Origin of the sequence: Aliamphritea spongicola (genome assembly GCF_017051665.1) — a bacterium.
In the GTDB taxonomy this organism is placed as follows: Bacteria; Pseudomonadota; Gammaproteobacteria; order Pseudomonadales; family Balneatricaceae; genus Amphritea; species Amphritea spongicola.
Genome location: NZ_JAFIDL010000011.1, coordinates 24,909 through 45,956 on the forward strand (window position 1 = coordinate 24,909; position 21,048 = coordinate 45,956).

At 51.5% G+C, this 21,048-nt stretch carries 19 protein-coding genes; 4 read left to right on the top strand and 15 right to left on the bottom strand.

From position 1 onward, the window contains the following. Nucleotides 1-134: 134 nt before the first annotated feature. The 4 genes from JYB63_RS21640 to metG all read right to left on the bottom strand — a co-directional run bounded on the left by JYB63_RS21640 (nucleotide 135) and on the right by metG (nucleotide 4,265). Nucleotides 135-569, bottom strand: coding sequence for a tetratricopeptide repeat protein (locus JYB63_RS21640; protein WP_205660016.1), 435 nt, complete (start codon nucleotides 567-569; stop codon nucleotides 135-137). A gap of 64 nt (nucleotides 570-633) precedes the next feature. Continuing rightward, a complete protein-coding gene (locus JYB63_RS21645) occupies nucleotides 634-1,617 on the bottom strand; it encodes a serine/threonine protein kinase (RefSeq protein ID WP_205660017.1) in 984 nt (327 codons plus the stop codon). Between the two features lie 52 nt (nucleotides 1,618-1,669). Then, nucleotides 1,670-2,134 (bottom strand): CYTH domain-containing protein, encoded by a 465-nt coding sequence (locus JYB63_RS21650; RefSeq protein ID WP_205660018.1) that lies wholly within the window; start codon nucleotides 2,132-2,134, stop codon nucleotides 1,670-1,672. Nucleotides 2,135-2,219: 85 nt separating this feature from the next. Next, nucleotides 2,220-4,265 carry a methionine--tRNA ligase gene (metG, locus tag JYB63_RS21655; RefSeq protein WP_205660019.1) on the bottom strand — a complete coding sequence of 682 codons (2,046 nt, stop codon included), beginning with the start codon at nucleotides 4,263-4,265 and terminating at the stop codon, nucleotides 2,220-2,222. A 270-nt stretch (nucleotides 4,266-4,535) separates the two neighbouring features. Between metG and trmA the strand changes: the two genes are divergently transcribed. From trmA to JYB63_RS21675, 4 genes are all read left to right on the top strand, one after another. Further along, on the top strand, nucleotides 4,536-5,630 hold the full coding sequence (gene trmA, locus JYB63_RS21660) for a tRNA (uridine(54)-C5)-methyltransferase TrmA (RefSeq protein WP_205660020.1): 1,095 nt from the start codon (nucleotides 4,536-4,538) through the stop codon (nucleotides 5,628-5,630). 152 nt (nucleotides 5,631-5,782) lie between these two features. Then, entirely contained in the window at nucleotides 5,783-6,385 is a 603-nt protein-coding gene (locus JYB63_RS21665; protein WP_205660021.1) for a TetR/AcrR family transcriptional regulator, read from the top strand. Then, nucleotides 6,382-9,852 carry an acyl-[ACP]--phospholipid O-acyltransferase gene (locus JYB63_RS21670; protein ID WP_205660022.1) on the top strand — a complete coding sequence of 1,157 codons (3,471 nt, stop codon included), beginning with the start codon at nucleotides 6,382-6,384 and terminating at the stop codon, nucleotides 9,850-9,852. The genes JYB63_RS21665 and JYB63_RS21670 overlap by 4 nt, the downstream gene beginning before the upstream one ends. 89 nt (nucleotides 9,853-9,941) lie before the next feature. Then, complete coding sequence (locus JYB63_RS21675) at nucleotides 9,942-10,358, top strand: hypothetical protein (RefSeq protein ID WP_205660023.1); 417 nt, start codon at nucleotides 9,942-9,944, stop codon at nucleotides 10,356-10,358. On the opposite strand, the gene JYB63_RS21680 is transcribed toward JYB63_RS21675, so the two are convergent. The 11 genes from JYB63_RS21680 to JYB63_RS21730 form a co-directional block, all read right to left on the bottom strand. Then, nucleotides 10,327-11,379 (bottom strand): MJ1255/VC2487 family glycosyltransferase, encoded by a 1,053-nt coding sequence (locus tag JYB63_RS21680; protein ID WP_205660024.1) that lies wholly within the window; start codon nucleotides 11,377-11,379, stop codon nucleotides 10,327-10,329. The two genes, JYB63_RS21675 and JYB63_RS21680, sit on opposite strands and share 32 nt — an antisense overlap. Nucleotides 11,380-11,417: 38 nt before the next feature. Next, nucleotides 11,418-11,939, bottom strand: coding sequence for a phosphatase PAP2 family protein (locus JYB63_RS21685; RefSeq protein ID WP_205660025.1), 522 nt, complete (start codon nucleotides 11,937-11,939; stop codon nucleotides 11,418-11,420). A 166-nt stretch (nucleotides 11,940-12,105) separates the two neighbouring features. Further along, the gene (gene rdgC, locus JYB63_RS21690; protein WP_205660026.1) at nucleotides 12,106-13,020 is read right to left on the bottom strand and encodes a recombination-associated protein RdgC; all 915 of its coding nucleotides are present in this window, start codon (nucleotides 13,018-13,020) and stop codon (nucleotides 12,106-12,108) included. A 110-nt stretch (nucleotides 13,021-13,130) separates the two neighbouring features. Further along, nucleotides 13,131-13,688 carry a thioredoxin family protein gene (locus JYB63_RS21695; RefSeq protein ID WP_205660027.1) on the bottom strand — a complete coding sequence of 186 codons (558 nt, stop codon included), beginning with the start codon at nucleotides 13,686-13,688 and terminating at the stop codon, nucleotides 13,131-13,133. A gap of 278 nt (nucleotides 13,689-13,966) precedes the next feature. Then, nucleotides 13,967-14,509 carry an adenine phosphoribosyltransferase gene (locus JYB63_RS21700; protein ID WP_205660028.1) on the bottom strand — a complete coding sequence of 181 codons (543 nt, stop codon included), beginning with the start codon at nucleotides 14,507-14,509 and terminating at the stop codon, nucleotides 13,967-13,969. A 68-nt stretch (nucleotides 14,510-14,577) separates the two neighbouring features. Next, nucleotides 14,578-15,357, bottom strand: a complete 780-nt coding sequence (fnr, locus tag JYB63_RS21705; RefSeq protein ID WP_205660029.1) for a fumarate/nitrate reduction transcriptional regulator Fnr — start codon at nucleotides 15,355-15,357, stop codon at nucleotides 14,578-14,580. Nucleotides 15,358-15,554: 197 nt separating this feature from the next. Next, nucleotides 15,555-16,952 carry an oxygen-independent coproporphyrinogen III oxidase gene (gene hemN, locus JYB63_RS21710; RefSeq protein WP_205660030.1) on the bottom strand — a complete coding sequence of 466 codons (1,398 nt, stop codon included), beginning with the start codon at nucleotides 16,950-16,952 and terminating at the stop codon, nucleotides 15,555-15,557. Between the two features lie 103 nt (nucleotides 16,953-17,055). Continuing rightward, a complete protein-coding gene (locus JYB63_RS21715) occupies nucleotides 17,056-17,730 on the bottom strand; it encodes a sulfite exporter TauE/SafE family protein (RefSeq protein ID WP_205660031.1) in 675 nt (224 codons plus the stop codon). After that, entirely contained in the window at nucleotides 17,723-17,917 is a 195-nt protein-coding gene (gene ccoS, locus JYB63_RS21720; protein ID WP_205660032.1) for a cbb3-type cytochrome oxidase assembly protein CcoS, read from the bottom strand. The genes JYB63_RS21715 and ccoS overlap by 8 nt, the downstream gene beginning before the upstream one ends. A gap of 18 nt (nucleotides 17,918-17,935) precedes the next feature. Continuing rightward, complete coding sequence (locus JYB63_RS21725) at nucleotides 17,936-20,455, bottom strand: heavy metal translocating P-type ATPase (RefSeq protein ID WP_205660033.1); 2,520 nt, start codon at nucleotides 20,453-20,455, stop codon at nucleotides 17,936-17,938. Continuing rightward, on the bottom strand, nucleotides 20,455-20,973 hold the full coding sequence (locus tag JYB63_RS21730) for a FixH family protein (RefSeq protein ID WP_205660034.1): 519 nt from the start codon (nucleotides 20,971-20,973) through the stop codon (nucleotides 20,455-20,457). The genes JYB63_RS21725 and JYB63_RS21730 overlap by 1 nt, the downstream gene beginning before the upstream one ends. Nucleotides 20,974-21,048 lie beyond the last annotated feature (75 nt).

Here is a 21,048-nt window from a genome sequence, read left to right on the forward strand (position 1 = left end):
GTGTGATAACCGCTGAAAAGCTGATGCGCATCAAGGGCATTTGTAATCGTAAAAAAGTATTGGTGAGCCGATTATATTCCTGATGGGTCGGGTAAAGGAGAGGACCTGTCATCCTCCCCTCTGAACGGGATAGATCAGTTTTCCGATTGATCTTGCAGGCTGACCAAAAGGTCGTGTATTTCAGCTTTCAACTCTTTGTCTTCAATTTTCTTTGAGCTGATTTTGGCGTCCTGCAGGTTTTTAATGGCCGCGTCAGTCTGGCCCAGTTCAGCCTGCATGCGTGCCATAGAGAAGGCAATGGAAGACATATGGTCTTTGGAATCGATGGCGATGGCTTTTTGCAGGGCTTTTTCGTAGCCGGCGATAGCATCTTCCAGTTCTTCGGTGAAATCAGCCAGGGTTTCCCACTGCTCCGGGTGGTCTTTATCGGTGCCCTCGTTGTCGGTGCAGATGGCTTTCAGCTCTGCGTAGAGTGCTTCGAAGGTGTCTCTGTCGTCATGGTTGGCTGCTTCCATCAGTTGCTCAGACAGGCTGTAAACGGCTTTGTAAATCTTGGTATTAATTTTCATGCTGTATGTCTTGTTGGCCCGGGGATAACACCGGTTATCTGCGGGCTGAATTATGTATGTTTACTCAGAACAGTTCGATGGCCGGGGCCTGCAGGGCTGCCAGCTGTTCCCGCAGTTCCAGAATGTGATCGCTCCAGTAACGTACCGTGTTAAACCACGGGAAGCTGTGAGGAAACGCTGGGTCTTCCCAACGGCGGGCAAGCCAGGCGCTGTAGTACATCATCCGCAGGGTACGCAGTGGTTCAATTAACGCCAGTTCCCGCGGATGAAAGTCATAGAATTCGTTATAGCCGTCGACAATTTCAGAGAGCTGCCGGCGCTGTCTGTCGGTGTCACCGGAGAGCAGCATCCAGATATCCTGAATGGCGGGTGCCATGCGGGAGTCGTCGAAATCAACGAAATGCGGTGCATCATCCCGCCATAGCAGGTTACCGCCGTGACAGTCGCCGTGTACCCGGATCGGGGTAATGTCTCCGGCATTGGCGAAGGCTTTGTCGATGAGGGGTAACAGATCAGCGGTGAGGCTGTCGTAGGCCGGTTTCAGTTCCGCCGGAATGAAGTGGTTGCTGATCAGTTCAACGCTGTCGTGGCCAAATGTCTGTGGGTTAATTGATGGGCGGTGCTGATAAGGTTTGCTGGCACCAATCAGATGCATACGGCCCAGCAGCCGGCCCATGGTGAATAGGTTGTCCAGATCGTCCAGCTCCGGGCCCCGTCCGCCTTTACGTTCAAATACTGACATCATGAACGGGCCATACTCGAACAGGCTGTCACCGTTGTCGTTGCGGGTGGGGGCTACCACCGGCAGTTCATGTTCAGCCAGTTCATAGCTGTAGCTGTGTTCTTCCAGTATCTGCTCACGGCTCCAGCGCTCCGGGCGGTAGAACTTGACGATAAGCGGTTGCTGGTCTTCGATGCCTACCTGATACACCCGGTTTTCATAACTGTTCAGGGCGAGGTTACGACCATCACACAGGTAGCCCAGGCTTTCCACCGCATCCATAATGAAGCTGGGGGTCAGGGTTTCGAACGGATGTGTATTGCTCATTGGCACTTACTCATAAATATTTCTCACAGTACAGACAGGCAGCGTTCCAGGGTTACCAATTGGAATAGGGGTGGCTGATCAGGCTTGAGTTGTAGTAACGGGGATCTCCCGTGACTTCTTCCCGGATCCAGTCCGGCAGAACAACGCTTTCGTCTTCGCTGTTCAGTTCAACTTCCGCAACGACCAGTCCCTGATTGTTGCCGCTGAAAATATCCACTTCCCAGGTATGGCCTGCGTGGTCAATCAGATAACGGACTTTATCCACTGACTGCCCATTACAGAGTTCTGCCAGCATGGCGTCGGCATCATCAACCGGAATCGGATATTCAAATTCGCTGCGTACGGCACCACGGTTCTCACCTTTAATGGTCAGAAAAGCCTGCTCCCCCTTAAGGCGGATGCGCACGGCTGTTTTTCCCTGAGTAGGAATATAGCCCTGCAGGATACGGATGCCCTGAGGTAACGGGCCGAGGCTGTTGAGGTCGATCAGAAATTTACGTTCTATTTCCTGTGCCATTTTATTTCCTGTGCTGGTCTGTAAAGACAAAAAAGGGCAACTCCCGTAAGAGGTGCCCTTATCAGTGTTAACCATTCAGGCCGGATTACATAATCCGCATGCCAGGCTGTGCGCCTTCATGGGGTTCCAGAATCCACAGATCCTTACCGCCCGGGCCTGCTGCCAGCACCATGCCTTCAGACATGCCGAACTTCATCTTACGCGGTGCGAGGTTAGCAACCATCACCGTCAGTTTACCTTCCAGATCTTCCGGAGCGTAGGCAGACTTGATGCCGGCAAACACGTTACGGGTTTCGCCGCCCAGATCCAGTGTCAGTTGCAACAGCTTGTCAGCACCTTTGACGTGTTCTGCCTTGGCGATCAGCGCTACACGCAGATCCACTTTGGCAAAATCATCAAAGGTGATTTCATCGGCAATTGGCGTTTCGGACAGCGGTGTCTTTTCTGCTTTTACCGCAGCAGGCTGTGCAGCGGCGGCAGCGGCCAGTGTTTGCTTGCTGTCTTCCAGCATCGCTGTCACCTGATCTTCTTCAACCCGCTGCATCAGCGGTTTGAATTTGTTGATCTTATGATCCAGCAGTGGGGTTTTAACGGAATCCCACGCCAGAGAGTCCAGATTCAGGAATTTAGCAGCTTCTTCCGCGACCTGAGGCAGTACCGGTGCCAGATAGGTAATGATGGCGCGGAACAGGTTAATACCCATGGTGCAGCAGTCCTGCACGTCCTGTTCTTTACCTTCCTGCTTAGCCAGTACCCATGGCTCAGCGGCGTCGATGTACTGGTTGGCTTTGTCAGCCAGCGCCATAATTTCACGCATCGCTTTGCCGTATTCACGAGCTTCGTAGGCTGCAGCGACAGTTTCGCCGGCTGCTACAGCAGTGTTATACAGTTCAGCTTCCACCAACTGGCTGCCTAACTGACCGTCAAACTTCTTCTTAATGAAGCCGGCACAGCGGGACGCGATGTTGATGACCTTGTTCACCAGATCGGCATTTACCCGCATGCGGAAATCGTCCATGTTCAGATCGATATCATCAATGCCGGAGCCCAGTTTGGCAGCGAAGTAATAGCGCAGGTATTCCGGGCGCAGGTGCTTCAGGTAAGTATCTGCCATGATGAAGGTGCCGCGGGATTTGGACATCTTCTGGCCGTTCACCGTCAGGAAGCCGTGACAGAATACGCCGTTTGGCTTACGGAAACCTGCGCCTTCCAGCATGGCCGGCCAGAACAAGGTGTGGAAGTAAGCGATGTCTTTACCGATGAAGTGATATAACTCAGCATCGGAATCGGCTTTCCAGTACTCGTCGAAGTCTACGCCGTTCTTGTCAGCCCAGTTTTTGAAGCTGGCCATGTAACCGATAGGTGCATCTAGCCATACGTAGAAGTATTTGCCCGGCGCATCGGGAATTTCAAAGCCCCAGTACGGTGCATCACGGGAGATATCCCAGTTTTGCAGACCTGACTCAAACCATTCGTTCAGCTTGTGAATCATCTGTTCCTGAACGTGGTTGTCTACCCAGTTGCGCAGGAAGTTTTCAAAATCACCCAGCTTGAAGAAGTAGTGCTCTGACTCTTTTTCAATCGGCTTGGCACCGGATACAGCAGAGTAGGCATTTTTCATTTCTACCGGGCTGTAGGTGGCACCGCATTTTTCACAGGAGTCGCCGTACTGATCTGGTTCGTTACATTTCGGGCAGTCGCCTTTTACGAAACGGTCCGGCAGGAACATTTCTTTTTCTGGGTCATATGCCTGAGTGATGGTTTTGCGGGCAATGTGGCCGGCATCACGCAGACGGGTGTACACTAGTGAGGAAAACGCTTTGTTTTCTTCTGAGTGGGTGGAGTAGTAGTTGTCGAAGCCAACCATGAAACCGGCGAAATCACGCTGATGTTCTTCGCTTACCTGATCAATCAGCTGTTGTGGGCTGATGCCCATCTGGTCTGCCTTGAGCATGATCGGGGTGCCGTGTGCATCGTCGGCGCAGACGTAAGTACAGTTGTTGCCGCGCTGGTTCTGAAAACGGACCCAGATATCGGTTTGAATATATTCCACCAGATGGCCAAGGTGGATCGGACCGTTCGCATAAGGCAAAGCGCTGGTCACAAGAATTTTGCGTTGTTTTTCGGTCATGGCTCTCAACTGATTCAAAGTTGGCAAATAAGCCGGCAATTTTACCTTTAAAGGCAGGTTAATGCAGCCTGATTTAAAGGGAATTCTGCTTAGCGGGGCATTTTCTGCGGGAATTCTGAAGGCTGTGAAGAGGGAATGATCAGATCCTGTGCGGTGAGTGGTCATGAGGATCGTTAATCCGGCGCTTCCGCAGATGGTCACTGGCCTGATCTGCTGGTAGAATGCGCGCCTCATTCATATCTATCTGTACTTCCCGTTGCCGAGGTAATCATGGCGCTGCCAAATGTCGATCCATCAATTTACGACGCCCAGTTAAGCGAAAAGCAGGCGCAGATTGCGCAGCAGTTTGCCGAATTTACCCTGCCTGAAATTGAGGTGTTCGAGTCGGCACGTACGGCATACCGTCAGCGGGCTGAGTTTCGTGTCTGGCATGAGGGTGATGATCTTTACTATGTGATGTTCACGCCGGGGAGCAAACATGAGCATCAGCGACTGACCAGTTGCCCGATGGTGTCTGAGCGTATTCAGGCAGTCATGTTTGAATTGCTGGAAGCTATTCGTCCTAACGAGTTATTGCGCCGGCGTTTATTCCAGGTGGATTTTCTCAGCACCCTTAGCGGCGAGCTGGTGGTCAGTATGCTGTACCACAAAGCGCTGGATGAAAGCTGGCTGGAAGAAGCCGCGTTCCTGCGGGAGAAGTTCAACATTAACCTGATTGGCCGCAGCCGCAAAACCAAGCTGGTGCTGGGCGATGATTTTGTTATCGAAAAGATGCAGGTTAATGACCGTGAGCTGCTTTATAAACAGGTAGAAAACAGCTTTACCCAGCCAAACGGCGGGGTGTGTCAGCACATGCTGGAGTGGGCAATCGATATCACCAAAGACGCCGGTGGTGATCTGGTGGAGCTGTACTGCGGTAACGGCAACTTCACGCTGGCGCTGGCGCAGAATTTCTGTTCGGTGGTGGCAACTGAGATTGCCAAGGTATCGGTGCGGGCTGCTGAATATAATATTGATGTGAATAATATTGATAATGTTCAGGTACTGCGGATGTCCAGCGAAGAGTTTTCTCAGGCGTTGCAGGGGGTACGTGAGTTCCGTCGCCTGAAGGAAAAGAATATTGACCTGAGCAGCTTTGATTTCAGTACAGTGCTGGTGGATCCGCCGCGCAGTGGCCTGGATGATGAAACCGTTAAACAGGTAACGGCTTACGATAATATTGTCTACGTCTCCTGTAACCCGGATACCCTGGTGGATAATCTGCATGAACTGACGAAAACACACCGTATTGATCGCTTCGCAATCTTTGATCAGTTCCCGTATACCCATCACTTAGAATGCGGCGTGTATCTGACCCGCATCTGATGTTGTATCTGTTCTGAAAAATGCCGCTGATAGCGGCATTTTTTGTGCCTGTCTGATAATTATTTTTAACGTCACACTTGCGTAATTAAACAGTGTTTACTAAACTCCTGAAAAATTAATTAAACAGTGTTTAATATAATTAGGAAATCATCATGGCCCGACGTAATGATCACTCCCGAGAGGAGCTTCACGAAATGGCGCTGAGTGCGGCACAGGCGCTGCTGGATGAGGAGGGAGTTGCTGCACTGAGTACCCGCAAGGTTGCAGCAGCAATCGGCTATTCAGTAGGCAGCCTGTATCAGCTTTTCAAAAATCTCGATGATCTGTGCTGGCAACTGAATGCCCGCACGCTGGATCAGTTTCAGGCTGAGCTGAATGCAATTTCAGCGCAGCAGCCCCGGGAGATCATTCTTGGCTATGGGCAGGCATATCTTGAATTTGCTCACCGCTGGCCACACCGCTGGCATTTACTGTTCGAGCATAAAAGCCAGGCCAGTGAAATTCCTGATGCGTTGCAGGGCAAGATAGCCGGCATGTTTGAGTATCTGGAAGCGGCGCTGGCGCAGTTATTCCCACAGTCTGACGCTGACAGTTTGCAACGTTCAGCGCGGACTTTGTGGGCGTCAGTACACGGCATTGCGGTTCTGGCATCGCTGGATAAGCTGTTTCTTAACCAACCGGCACTGGAACAGCAAATGTTGAATGAAGTGATCAGCCGCTATCTGAACGGCTGGCAGCAGGAGATAATGGTATGAAAGCGTTACTCAGTATCCGTGGCTTTCTGGCGTTTATCAGCGTGGCATTTATTAATGCTTTCGTCGATCTGGGCCATAAAATCATCATTCAGAATACCCTGTTCAAAAGTTATGACGGTGATTTACAGATCATTCTGACCGCTGTGATTAACGGTCTGATTCTGCTGCCGTTTATTATGTTGTTTACGCCGTCCGGTTTTGTGTCGGATAAGTTTCCCAAGCACCGGGTGATGCAGCTCTCGGCGGTGGCGGCTGTGGCAATCACTCTGCTGATTACTCTGAGTTACTATCAGGGCTGGTTTATTACCGCATTTGCCCTGACCTTTGTACTTGCGCTGCAGAGTGCATTTTATTCACCCTCAAAGTACGGCTATATCAAGGAGCTGGTAGGGGTTGATAACATCAGCGAAGGTAACGGCTGGATTCAGGCGGTAACCATGATCGCTATTCTGTCCGGCATTGTGGTGTTTTCACTGCTGTATGAAACCCGGGTAGCGGAGCTGGTAGCGATCACACCTGAGCTGAGCCTGACATCTGTCGCGCCGCTGGGATGGTTACTGGTGGCCGGATCGGTGATTGAACTTATACTGGCGATGCGTTTGCCTGAAACCCGAAAACTGGATGAGAATGCCCAGTTTGACTGGAAGGCTTACCGTACCGGCAAAACCCTGATGTCGAATCTTGGCCTGATTTACCGCAGCCGGACAATCTGGCTGTCGATCATCGGCATCGGTATTTTCTGGTCTATCTGTCAGATGATGCTGGCTGTGTTTCCAGCCTTTGCGGAAGACCGTCTGGGGCAGACTAATACCTTTGTCATTCAGGGCACCATGGCAATGTCCGGTATCGGTATTATGGTCGGTGCAATGCTGGCGGGCCGTTTGTCCAGTCATTACATCAACACCGGTCTGATCCCTCTGGGCGCCGCCGGTGTGACATTAGGGCTGTTTCTGTTACCTCAGCTGGATACGATGACGGCTCAGGCCATGGCCTTCTTCCTGATCGGTGTGTGTGGTTCTTTACTGAATGTGCCTCTGAACGCGCTGGTGCAGTTTCATGCCCGGATGGAAGATACCGGTAAGGTGCTGGCGGGCAATAATTTCATCCAAAATCTGATGATGCTGAGCTTTCTGGCCCTGACGGCGGTATTTGCATACCTGAGCCTGGATGCTATCTGGCTGATGTGGTTCCTGGTGATTCTGGCATTTGCCGGTGCGGTGTTTGCGATTACTACTTTGCCGGAAGCGCTGATTCGGGTGTTGGCGGCGATTCTTATGCGCCGTAAATACAATTTGCAGGTATTGGGCTTCGAGAACATGCCCCGTGCAGGCACCGGTGTACTGATGCTGGGTAACCATATCAGTTGGCTGGACTGGGCAATGATTCAGATGGCTTGTCCGCGCCATATTCATTTTGTGATGGAAAAAACGATTTATGAGCGCTGGTACCTTAAGTGGTTCCTGTCACTGTATAAGGTTGTGCCGATTTCTGCTGGCAGTAACCGCACGGCGCTGAACAAGGTACGGGATTTGCTGAATGATGGTCAGGTGGTGTGCCTGTTCCCTGAGGGTGCTATCAGCCATACCGGGCAGATCGGTGAGTTTAAGCGTGGTTTTGAACGGGCCTGTGAAGATGCAAATGGCGTGATCCTGCCGTTCTACCTGCGTGGCCTGTGGGGCAGCCGTTTTTCCCGCTCGACCGATAAGATGAAGAGCTTGCGTCGCAGTGGTCTGAAACGTGACGTGATTGTGGCTTACGGTAAGCCATTGCCGATTAACAGCACGGCTATTACAGTGAAAAAGAAGGTCACTGAGCTGTCTATTCATGCCTGGGATGAGCACACCAATGGCCTGGAAGCACTGCCACAGAGTTTTATCCGTACTGCTAAGCAGGGTATGTCTGATATGGCGATTGCTGATGTGCAGGGGGATCCGCTCAGCTACCGCCGGTTGCTAACCGCCTGTACGATTTTCAGCCGTCGGCTTAACCGGGCTGAAGGGCAGCGTCTGGGGATTCTGATGCCGACTTCCAGTGCTGGCGCTATTGCGAATATGGCGGCGCTGTTTGCCGGTAAAACCCTGGTGAACCTGAACTTCACTGCATCTGAACAGGCATTGCTGTCTGCGATGGAGCAGGCAGAAGTGAAAACTATTCTGACTGCCCACAAATTCATTACCAAGCTGAATGCCCGGGGAATTGATACCGCACCGCTGTTAGCCGGAAAAGACGTTATATACATGGAAGATGTAAAGGCCGGTGTGTCGAAAGCAGAAGGCTTGCTGACGATGCTGATGGTCAGTGTGTTGCCTGCGGGTATTTTAAGCCGCTGGTACGGTCGCCACAGCCGTTTGCATGATACGGCAGCTATTCTGTTCTCGTCCGGCAGTGAAGGTGCTCCGAAGGGGGTCATGCTGAGCCACCGGAATATTCTGGCAAACCTTAAGCAGATAGCAGACGTGCTGAATGTCAGGGATGAAGACTGCATCATGGCAACCTTGCCGCTGTTCCATGCGTTTGGTTTAACCGTGACCTGCTTTATGCCACTGCTGGAGGGCATTCCTGTTGTTTGTCATCCGGATCCGACAGATGCGCAGAATATCGGTAAAGGTGTCGCCCGGTATAAAGCCACAATGATGTGCGCCACTTCTACGTTCCTGCGCCTGTATACCCGCAATAAACGCCTGCATCCGCTGATGTTCAGCAGCCTGCGAATTGCAGTTGCCGGTGCTGAACGGCTGGACCCTAAAATCCAGCAGGATTTTGAACAGCGCTTTAAAGTGCCGATTGTGGAAGGTTATGGCTGTACTGAAACCACGCCGGTTGCCGGGGTAAACCTGCCTGATCATCTGTCGCCTGAAGGTTGGTTTGTTCAGGAAGGTACCCGCGCCGGTACCGTAGGGCTGGCGTTACCGGGCTCTACATTCCGTATCGTCGATCCGGTAAGCCTCGAGGAGTTGCCGACCGGTGAGGAAGGGCTGATTCTGATCGGAGGTACCCAGATAATGCAGGGCTACCTGAATAATCCGGAAAAAACCGCTGATGTAGTAGTCGAGATGGATGGCTTACGTTGGTACAAGAGTGGCGATAAGGGGCGGGTGGATGAAGATGGCTTCCTGACCATTGTCGATCGCTATTCACGTTTTGCCAAGCTGGGGGGCGAGATGGTCAGCCTGGGAGCGGTTGAAACGGAGATTCGTCAGATCATACAGCGGGATGAAGCCCATGATGATGTCCGGCTGGTGGCGGTTAATCTGCCGGATGAAAAGAAAGGAGAAAAGGTTGTCTTGCTGATTGAAGCTCTGGCCAACCTGACACCGGATCTGTTGCGTAACCTGCTGGTTGAAAGTGGACTACAGCCGCTGATGTTGCCCGCTAAGATCTTTACGGTTGACGAAGTGCCGGTGCTGGGAAGCGGTAAAACGGATTATCCGGCGGCCAAGATTCTGGCCGAAACCGCTGTTAGCTGATCTCTGTTCAGGCAGGGTACGGAGAAATCATCAATAATAAAGGTGATTTCTCCGTTATACAGCTTGGGGCAGAACAGGGATTAGCGATCATGCATACAGTACACGGAACCATACGTTTAAGTGTCGAAGGCCGAATATTAACCATTGAAGGTCAGGGACCATGGAATCTGGAATCCATTGATCTGAGTGTTGATTCTATCGGAGATGATTTGCGTGCGCTGTATGGTGCCCCCTGGGGAGCGCTGGTGCTGGTTGAAGGGGATTCTATTCTGGTGCCGGATGCGGAAGCCAGGCTCATAGAGGTGGTTCGCGATGACCGTGTTAAAGGGCGTCTGGCTACTGCGCTGGTGTTGGGGGAATGCTCAGTGCCCGGGCTGGTGACCCAGCATCTGCAGGAGGTCTATACCGCCGCCGGAGATGTTTTTCAGGCGTTCAGTAATGCAGATGATGCCCGGCGCTGGCTCAATGCGCAGATTAAAGCTGCAGGCCAGACCCACTTACAGTAACGTCCATTTCAGACCATAACTGCTTGCTAAGAGATGTCACCGGTCTCTGGCAGTTATCGGCAATCCAGCAGGCTAGTGCGCCAGCAACGTCGGGATATTTCTGGGCTGTAGGCGCAGGTTTATCCAGCCATGAATCAAATATATCCGCTGAGAAGGTTTCAAAACTGTCTGCCAGTTGAAGATGCTCCAGAATAGCGGCGTTGGAGCGTTGTTCAGGTTGACCGTTCAGCGGTTTTGTCAGCAGTTTCTTGCCGGTCTGTAAGACTTCACTGGCCAGCCCAAATCCACTGTTGGCGATAACTCCCGAGCTGCTTTGCATATCCAGAGGGAAGTGATCCCGGGAAAAGGGGCATAGCCGGATATGTTCACGTTGCTGTACCTGCGGTGTATCACAGTAAACATAGAAGCGGTGATTTTTCAGAGGCTGTAACCACTGCAGTATTTGCTCTAATGGCTCAAACGGAAGATACACCAGGATCTTATCCTGCTCGACAGGCTGGTTCGGTGGCGGAGGACTGATCAGCGGTGGCAGTATAGGTGCATCAAAGTGGTGCCAGTGTAAGCCTATAGCCTGACTGACCGGTGCGAACAGGCGGGTGCCGGGTAGCATTGCGTACTTAATATCAGGCCCCGGAAGGTTGTATTCGAAGGCATACTGATGGGCGATTCCGACAGAGGTTTTACCCTGTAGCCGGGCCGCCCAGGCTGTCACGGGTTCAAAATCGCTGATGATGAGGTCGTAGCCACTCAGATCCAGATTTCTGATGTCCCGGTAAAAGCGAGTAAGGTTGTTACTGAGGCAGGTTTTCAGTTTTCTGACCTGTCCCTGTTCGACGATGAATGTCAGCCCTTGTCTGACTTTGTATTCTCCGAAAGGCTGCATGTCGAAGAGTTTGTCTGCCGGTCGTCCAGAGAATAGATAGTCGACCTTAATACCGTGTTGTTGCAGTTTGCTGGCCATTACCCGGGCCCGGGTTATATGCCCGTTGCCGGTTGCCTGAACACCGTAGAGTATTTTCATGCTGTCACCTGCTGGTGGTGTGTCAGTAAATGTTTGCGTCACATCAGATAAAGGTTGTAGCCAAGCATTGCACTGGTAATGCCGAGTAGTGCACCGGCGAGAATGTCTGTTGGGTAATGAACCCCCAGTAATACCCGGGACAGGCCTATCAGCCCGGCGACAGCGAAGGCCGCCTCTGACAAGCCCGGGTAATAAATACTCAGCACCGAAGCAAACGCAAAGGCTGCTGCCGCATGACCGGAAGGGAAGCTGAAGCGATCTGCAGGCTGAATGGCAGGGGTAATATCACTGAGGTAATCACAGGGCCGGTTACGTTTGATCAGTTGCTTTAGAGACAGAAAAAGGGGGACTTCGATAGCAAAAGTGATCAGGCCGGCCTGAAGGAAATCCGGGCCACTGACCGGTTCGAGCCAGAATAACAGTAAGCCTGCGAGCAGGTAGGCCACACCGTCTCCCAGCCGGGATGTCCAGCGGCTGAGCCAGGCAATATGAGGCTGTTCATAACAGTTAAAAATCCAGAAATAGAGCCGGGTATCTAAGAGCTGAAGTTGTTGCAGCATATGATCGTCTCACTTGAGTGATTCAATATGTGCATTGTTGAAAGAAAGCGTGACAACGATGTGAAAGTGAAATGACAGTTAAGTGAAGCGGGGGATGGGGGGGGGGGGCAGCAGACCCAGAACAGGTCTGCTGCCGATGTTTTGCTATCGTTTTGCTATTTTTTTACTATGGACGGACCGCTTCGCCGCCAAATGCTTCCAGCAGCATCGGGATCAGGCGGGTCAGTTCCAGTGACATTGCGATAAATTCTGAATCGAACCGTTCCATTGCCTCTTCAGGGCTGTCCTGATCGAGTTTTTCTTTCAGTGAGTCTGACAGCTTCAGGCGTTTCAGACACAGGTCTTCCTGAATGATAAAGTTGAGGCTTTCCTGCCAGTCGACCGCCAGTTTGGCGATGCGTTTGCCTGCTTCAAGATGCTGGCGGATTTCATCGCTTTCCAGATCCTGACCTTTACAGCGAATCACGCCATTTTCAACACTGGTGTCACGCAGTTCACATTCATCAAGAATAACGAAGTCCTGCGGACGGGTATCAGCACTTTCCAGCCACTGAGACATAATGGCTGACGGTGAGTGGTTCACATCCGGCAGTACCACAGGCAGTGAGCCCAATTCAGTTCGCAGGTGACTAAGAAGTTCTTCTGCACGCTTGTGGCTGCTGGCATCAACGATGAGCAATCCTTGCTGCGGTGCAATCAGTGCGTGGGTAGTTTGAAATTTACTGAAAGCCCGGGGCAGCAGATCAATGACGATTTCATCTTTTAGCTGATCGCGTTCTTTACGGTAAACCTTGCGGGCCTGCTCGTGTTCAATCTGCTTAACTTTGGCTTCCAGCTTCTGCTTAATAACAGAGGAAGGCAGGATTTTTTCTTCCTTCTGGGCTGCAATCAGCATAAAGCCCTGGCCGGCATGGACTAACATGTCCGACAAGCCATGGCTGGGGCTGATCCAGCCAAAGCGGCTCAGTTCCTGGCTGCTGCAAGGGGTAAAGGCTTTGTCTTCCAGCTTGGCTTCCAGTGTTTCTACGGTGTGTTCGAAAGGTTGAGAGAAACGGTAAAAGATTGCGTTTTTAAACCACATAACTTGCCTTGATTTCTGAAACTGTAAATCGATAAAAAGCCCCCTTTACCCGTTTGTCAGGTAAAGGGGGCTGATGAAGTCGGACATTACCGGCGGGTGGCTTGCCGGGATTAATTGGATGCCAGTAACTTATAGCGTAATGCTTTACGTGCCTTGTTGACGGCTCTGTCTACATAGAATCCATACAGGTCAACGGTGTTGATGCCAACCATCTTGTCGGTCAGCACCTTACCGTCATTAGGGTCAACAAACAACAGGGTAGGTGTAAATGCTGAGTTGTAACGGCTAGCAAAAGCTGTCGCATCAACCGGATCGCCGTTAAAGTCGATAATGGTCTTGCTGCCGTCAAAAATAGTCAGTTTGCGGAACAGCAGCTTTTTGTCATATTTGCCGCTCAGTTGCATAGGCTGAAGAATTTCACGGGTGATGAGTTCGCAGTACTGGCAGTCAGGCTGGCTGACCAGAATGAGTGCGAAGCGGTCACCGGCGATCTGCGCATCCTGCTGCAGGTTAAGAAGTTCCGGCAGTGCATTTTCGGCTGTTGCTGTTGCTTCAGTGGACTGGCCGATTGGAGACAGGGCCAGTTTCTGGGCAGGCTGTGCCCAGCTAAGAAGGCTGATCATGGTGCCCGTCAACAGGGTAATAAGGGGTAGCAGTCTCAGTTTCATTTTTATTATTAACTCAAGGCTGTTTTGTCCATGCAGTGGTCTCTCGCATGGCGGATTCAGGTGCAGGCTGACAGTAAATTTTTGTGTTTTGTACCGTCAATGCACCAACGACGTTGACCGATTGTAAGCGATTTTTAAGACAGTTTGCTACGTTTCTGAGCAGAATGGTGAGAGTAACGGTTTTTGGGCGGTTAAGTTGTTGTTTTATCGGTGGGCATTTTTTAGGGGAGAAACAAAACAGCCCTGTAAAAACAGGGCTGTTGATTAAAGCAGAGTGCTCAGAGGCCTTCGTAAGACATCAGGCTGTAAACAGGGATGCCTGCTTCCTGAATCTTGCGGGAGCCCTGCAGGTCCGGCAGGTTAATCAGCGTGGCTACTTCAGCAACGCTGGCGCCGAGTTCTTTAACGATAGTGCTGGCGGCCAGCACGGTACCACCGGTGGCAATAAGGTCATCAAAGATCAGTACTTTGTCGCCTTCTGCTACTGCATCGGACTGCATTTCAACAGTGGCACTGCCATATTCCAGTTTGTATTCCTGTGACACGGTTTCCCCAGGCAGCTTGCCTTTTTTACGTACCAGTACCAGTGGGATGTTCAACTGGTAAGCCATGATGGAGCCGATCAGGAAGCCGCGGGCATCGATGCTGGCAATGTGCGTGATGTCTGAATCAATATAACGCTGAATGAAGGCGTCGCTGATCATACGCAGGGCTTTGGGATCTTTGAACAGCGGAGTGATGTCGCGGAACATAATACCCGGTTCCGGCCAGTCCGGAATCGTGCGCATAACTGATTTTATATAACATTCATCAAAAGACATGAAGAGTCCTTACAACGGGGTAATTCTAAAAAAGTGTACAGATACATATTGATTTCCCGACGGGGAAATTAGTCCATCTGGCTGGTGCTGATGCGATCGTCGTCTTCACCAACACAGTCACCGGACAGACGCTGAATTTCTTCCAGCTGAACCAGTTCTATTTCTTTGCCTTCAACTGTAATCAGACCGTTTTTCTGGAAACGGGTAAAGATACGGCTGACGGTTTCAACAGCCAGACCCAGGAAGTTACCGATCTCGTTACGGGACATAGATAAACGGAATTGGGTAGCGGAGTAACCACGTGCTTTATAACGGGAAGACAGCTTGAACAGGAAGGTCGCAATACGCTGCTCGGCATTTTTCTTGCTGAGTAACAGCATCATTTGCTGATCTTCACGTACTTCTTTACTCAGGGTACGCAGTACCTGCCGGCGCAGTTCCGGTAACTGCCCGGAAAGTTCGTCCAGTCGTGGAAACGGAATTTCACAAACAGTGGTTGTTTCCAGTACTTTGGCAGAAATCGGGTATTCATTGCCATCAAAGCCGCTGAAGCCGACCAGCTCGCCCGGGAAATAAAACCCGGTAATCTGTTCTTCGCCTTCGTTTGTCAGGCTGTAGCTCTTAATGCTGCCGGCACGGATTGCATAAATTGATGAAAACGAATCGCCCTGATGGAACAGGTGTTCACCTTTTTTCAGAGGACGGCTTTTCTCAATAATATTATCGAGACGATCCATCTCTGTCAGATTCAGTGATACCGGAAGGCACAGTGAACTCAGGCTACAGGTGCTGCAATGTACCTGAGATATACTGTGTACTTTGCGGTCGGTTGCCTTTGTGTCACTCATTATCAAGTCCTGTGATTAGTTCATATATCGGTGTAGATATTCGATTATGAAGTAATTTTAGTACGGGTTGAAGCAATTTAGACCGCAACACGTTACTTTTGTCGCACAAAGCCGCAAAAAGTAACTGTTTTGTTAAGTCTGTTGCTCGCTGCTGCTGTCCTGAGCGGTGATTTGCTCAGGACTTACAGTGTTACCGGTCAGATAATTCGGGAGAATCCCTGAGTGGCCGTTCGCTTTGGAATGTAGGCATCAAATGTCATGCAGATCCGGCGAATAAGCAGCCGGCCAGTGCCGGTTACCAGAAGCTCCCGCCCCTGTTTTTCGACGCTGACGAGACCGTCCTGAGCAAACTGACCAATTTCTTCGAGTTCATCGGCAAAGTAATCGTCAAAGACGATATCAAAGTCTGCTTCAATGCGGTCTTTGTCCAGTTCAAAGTGACAAATCAGCTGAGTGATAACTGCCCGGCGGATACGGTCATCACGGCTCAGGGTGACGCCCCGGTTAATCGCATGAACATCGCTTTCGACTGCATCTGTATAGAGACGCATGTCGTGCTGGTTCTGATAATAAACATCACCGATCTGGCTGATTGAGGAAACGCCCATTGCAACCAGGTCACATTCTTTATGAGTGGTATAGCCCTGGAAGTTACGGTGCAGCTGGTTATTGCGCTGGGCGATGGCGAGTTCGTCATCGGGCTTGGCAAAATGATCCATACCTATATACACGTAGCCTGCGTCGGTCAGTATGGCGATGGTCGTTTCAAGAATAGCCAGTTTGGTTTCCGGGCTTGGCAGGTCTTCAGCATGAATGTGTTTCTGGGAACGGAAACGGTCAGGCATATGCGCATAGTTAAATACGCTCAGGCGATCCGGACTCAGTTCAATGATTGTTGAGAGGGTTTTCTTGAAGCTCTCAAGTGTCTGATGAGGCAGCCCGTAGATCAGGTCCATATTGATGGAACGGAAACCAAGACGGCGTGCTTCGGTCAGAACTGCTGCCACTTCTTCAACCGGTTGTACCCGGTTAACGGCTTCCTGAACTTTCAGTTCAACGTCCTGCACACCCAGGCTTATACGGTTAAAACCGATGTTACGTAGTACCTGAAGGGTTTCGTTATCCACTTCGCGGGGGTCAATTTCAATCGAGTAATCGCCGCTGTCATCATCCAGCAGATTAAAGTTGTCACGCAGTGCCTGCATCAGCTCGGTCATTTGTTCATTGCTGATGAAGGTCGGGGTACCGCCGCCCCAGTGCAGTTGCTCAACGACCCGGTCTTTGGAATACCATTTAGAAAGCTGTGCCATTTCCTGATACAGGGTGTCGAGATAAGGCTGGGCTTTTTTGCGGTTACGGGTGATAACTTTGTTACAGGCGCAGTAATAGCACACGTGAGCACAGAACGGGATGTGCACGTAAAGCGATAGTGGTGTGCTGGTATCCGCGGTGTTTTGCCCACAGTCAACCAGGTCGCTGGCCTGCAGAGTAGGATCAAACTGGATGGCGGTAGGGTAAGAAGTGTAACGGGGGCCTGACAGATCGTAACGTCGGATCAGATCCAGATCCCATTCAATTAGATTTGGTTGAGTCACTGCGTAAGTCTCTTGCTAAAACTGTATAGGGGCCGGTCTGTGCCGACTTATTTTGGTATGAGGATATTTTATGCGTGCTATAGGGCAGTCGCATTGACCCTGGTCAAGCGCTGAAGAATTGCAGTAAACCGGAAGTTGGCAGGGTGTATATTCCAAAGCCGATAATGCACAGGCCGGCCATCGCCTGAGTGAGCTTATGTTGTAAGAATTCCTGTAGTTGCCGGGCCAGCAGTCCGGTGACCAACATGGCCGGGATCGTTCCAATGCCAAAGCCTGCCATTAGCATGGCGGATGTTTGCCAGTCAGCGGCACTGGCGCTCCAGATAAGGGTTGAGTAAACAAGCCCGCAGGGAAGCCAGCCCCACAAGCTGCCCAGCAACAGGGCGTTGGGCACTGAACTGACCGGCAGCAACTGTTTGCTGAATGGTTGTATATGTTTCCAGAGGTGCTTGCCCAGGCGTTCTATATAGGTGACTGCCTGCCACCATCTGGCGATATACAGGCCGAGCAGGATAAGCATCAGACCTGCGACAGTACGCATAATCAGGCCGGTAGTGGGGGATTCAATGAGCCATCCCAGTCCGCCGAGTATGCCACCGGCAAGTGCGTAGCTCAGGACTCGGCCAGTATTGAAGCTGAACAGGAGTAACAGAGGGTGATTATTCTGCCGGTTGATCCCCATCGCAATTGCGCTGGAAATGCCTCCGCACATACCGAGACAGTGAGCGCTGCCAAGCAGCCCCAGCAGCATGGCATAAAAGATACTGAGTTCAGTCATCCTGTTTATCAGCAGGTTTCTGTTTGGCGTCGTCGGGAATCAGATGCTCGTCGTCATCATAGAGGATACTGTGGGCTGGGGATTCCATATCGTCATACTGGCCGCTGTTAACGCACCAGAAAAATCCCCAGATACCCAGCCCCGCCAGGATCATCGCGATTGGGATTAGCAGGTAGATGATGTCCATTAGATATCCGTAGCCTGATTAACTTTGTGATTTGACTGCTGTCACATCTGGCGGTGAAACCGGTTGCCTGGCAGCTTTAAGGGGCTGTTTCAGGCGCGATAGCCGCAGGGCATTTCCTACAACCACCAGTGAGCTTGCAGACATGCCAATAGCAGCCATGTAAGGGGCAATTAGCCCGCTGGCAGCCAGCGGCAGGGCGATAATATTATACACCAGCGCCCAGGCCAAATTCTGGCGGATAATTCGCTGTGTTTTTTTCGCGTGGTTAAGTGCCTGTGGAAGGCGTTGCAGGTCACTGGAAATCAGCACCGCATCAGCGTTGGTCTTGGCAAGGTCTGTGGCTGCTCCCATGGCAATGGAAATCTGAGCGCCGGCCAGAACCGGGATATCGTTGATACCGTCACCGACCATGATGACCCGGGCACCGTCAGCCTGTAATTGCTGGACGTGCTGTAACTTTTCTTCCGGAGATACACCGGAGATGACCTGGTCGATATTCAGTTGCTGGGAGACGGCGCCGACAGCCGCGGAATTGTCACCTGTCAGCATGGTAACGGTCAGGCCTTGCTGTTGTAGCTTCTCAACAGACTGCGCAGCATATTTGCGAAGCGGATCGTTGAGACAGAACCATGCCAGCGGTGTCTGTTCAGTAACGAGCAGGAGCCACTGACCATTATTATCCGGTGCATCCTGATAACTCAGCACCTGTGGGCAGTGAGCACTGGCAAATTCTGGTTTACCAATTCTGTAAGTTACACCGTTGATATTACCTTCAAGGCCTTCGCCAATATGGTTCTGGAGGTCAGTGGCAGGAGTGATCTGAAATTCTTCCAGGTGACCATGGAAGGCTTTAGCGATCGGATGCTCGGAGTGAGCTTCCAGTGCTGCAGCAATATCAAGACATTCACTGTTATTCATCTCTCCCAGGCTGATGGTTTGCTGCAGGGACAGGTTCCCTTCAGTGAGCGTGCCGGTTTTATCAAACACTATATGGGTAGCGTTTGAGAGGCTTTCCAGAACATGCCCCCGGGTAATAAGGATACCGTTTTCCCGCAGGGCACCGGTGGCGGCTGTCAGCGCAGTAGGGGTCGCCAGTGACAGTGCACAGGGGCAGGTAACAACCAGTACTGAGAGGGTGATCCAGAGTGCGTGTTCCGGGGCAATGTTCCACCAGATCAGCGCTACAGTGATGGCCGTAATTAATACGGCAGCAACAAAGTAACCGGCGATCTTGTCAGCGGTTTTTGCCACGGCAGGTTTTTCCTGGTGGGCACGATCCAGCAACCGGACCACGGAAGACAGCTTAGATTCTGCGCCGACGTCAGTGACTTCTATTTCCAGTGGGTTTTCAACATTAATGGTACCGCCAACAACTTTATCACCGGGTTGTTTGTTCAGCGGCAGGTATTCACCGGTGAGGGCTGATTCATCGATGCTGCTGTTACCGGCAATAATAATGCCGTCGGCAGATACTGTATGTCCCGGTTTAACGATGACCCGGTCACCTGTTTTAAGGTCGGTGGCGGGAATCAGTATTTCCTGTCCGTTACGGATGACCGTTGCGCTTGCCGGCAGCAGGTTGAGCAACGAGTTGCCTGCACGGCCGGTGCGGTGGCGGGCTTTCATTTCGAGGTAGCGGCCAACCAGCAGGAAGAAGGTGAACATGCTTACCGAGTCAAAATATACTTCACCGGTGGCGGTGGCTGTTGCCCATACACTGGCAGTGTAAGCACCGCCTATCGCTATAGAGACCGGCACATCCATGGTTAGGCTGCGGGTTTTCAGATCCCGCCATGCAGCATCAAAGAAAGGTCTTGCGGCATAAAACACCACTGGCGTGGCAAGGACAAAGCTTGCCCAGCGAATGAAGGTGATAAATTGTTGTTCAAGCTGGTTGCTGCTGTCTGCATAAATGGCTGCGGCCAGCATCATGATTTGCATGGTGAAGATGCCGGCAACGCCCAGGCGCCGGGTGGCGCGGCGGGTTTCTGCTGCCAGCAGCTGTTCTTCTTTATTGGGGTGGTACGGGTGACCCTGATAGCCAATCGAGTATATTGCGCCGAGAATTTTACTCAGGTCAATCTGATCAGGATTCCAGCTGATCTGAGCCCGGTGGTTGGTCATGTTGACCGATGCCTGGGTAACCCCTTCCAGTGCGGAAAGGTGATGTTCCAGTAGCCATACACAGGCGGCGCAGGTAATGCCCTCAATGACCAGTGCCGCCTGTTTGCTGCCGTCACTTAGAGTATTGACGAAGCTTTGCTGGACTGAAGCTTCATCATATAGCTTTAGTTCCGCCAGGCGTTGCTGGGATTGGTTGCGGTCAGCAGTATTCGGTGACTGGGCATCACTGGTGCGGTGCTTGTAGTAGTTCTCAAGCCCGCCGGCAGCAATTGCTTCGGCAACTGCCTGACAACCCGGGCAGCACATAGGCTGTAACTTGCCGTTTATTTCAGCGGCGTATCCGGAGTTGGCAGGTACGTCCAGGCCGCAGTGGAAACACAGCTGCGGCTGGTTAGCAGAAGATCTTTCAGACATTAATTGGTCTTAAGCGGAATCAGTTCGAATGGGGTATCGTCATAAGGAGGGAATATGGACTGGCGAATCTGCCAGCTGCCGTCTTCTGGCTGCAGGATGACGTATTGTTTACCCAGAGGTTTGTGGTCGATACTGCCCAGATAGAGGCCATCACGGACCCGGCGCAGACTGACGGCAATGTCCCGGTCAGCCAGGGTTGCATGTACCAGATCCAGCGTCATGTTTTCTGGTTTCTGGGTGCCGCCGTCGCTGCTGAGTTCTACGCTGATATCACCCGTCAGAGAATCAATCTTAAGGATTGCTTTAACACCCAGGTCCGCTGCGGCCTGAATTTTGGAGTTGTCCTGTTTAATTTCTTTCGCATGTTTGACGTAGTCATCCCGTACCAGTGTGTCACGGGTAAAAATAGCGGCGGAAATATATACTGTGGAATACAGAAACGTTGCAATCAGAGGTGCAAGAATAAACCAAAGCCACGGCTGCTTATACCATGGGGCGGCAGAATTAGGTTGGGACATGATCTTCCTTCAAAAAGATAAAAGCCGTCTCGGGCGAAACGGCTATTTTAACTCACTCGGTGCTGTTAAGCATCG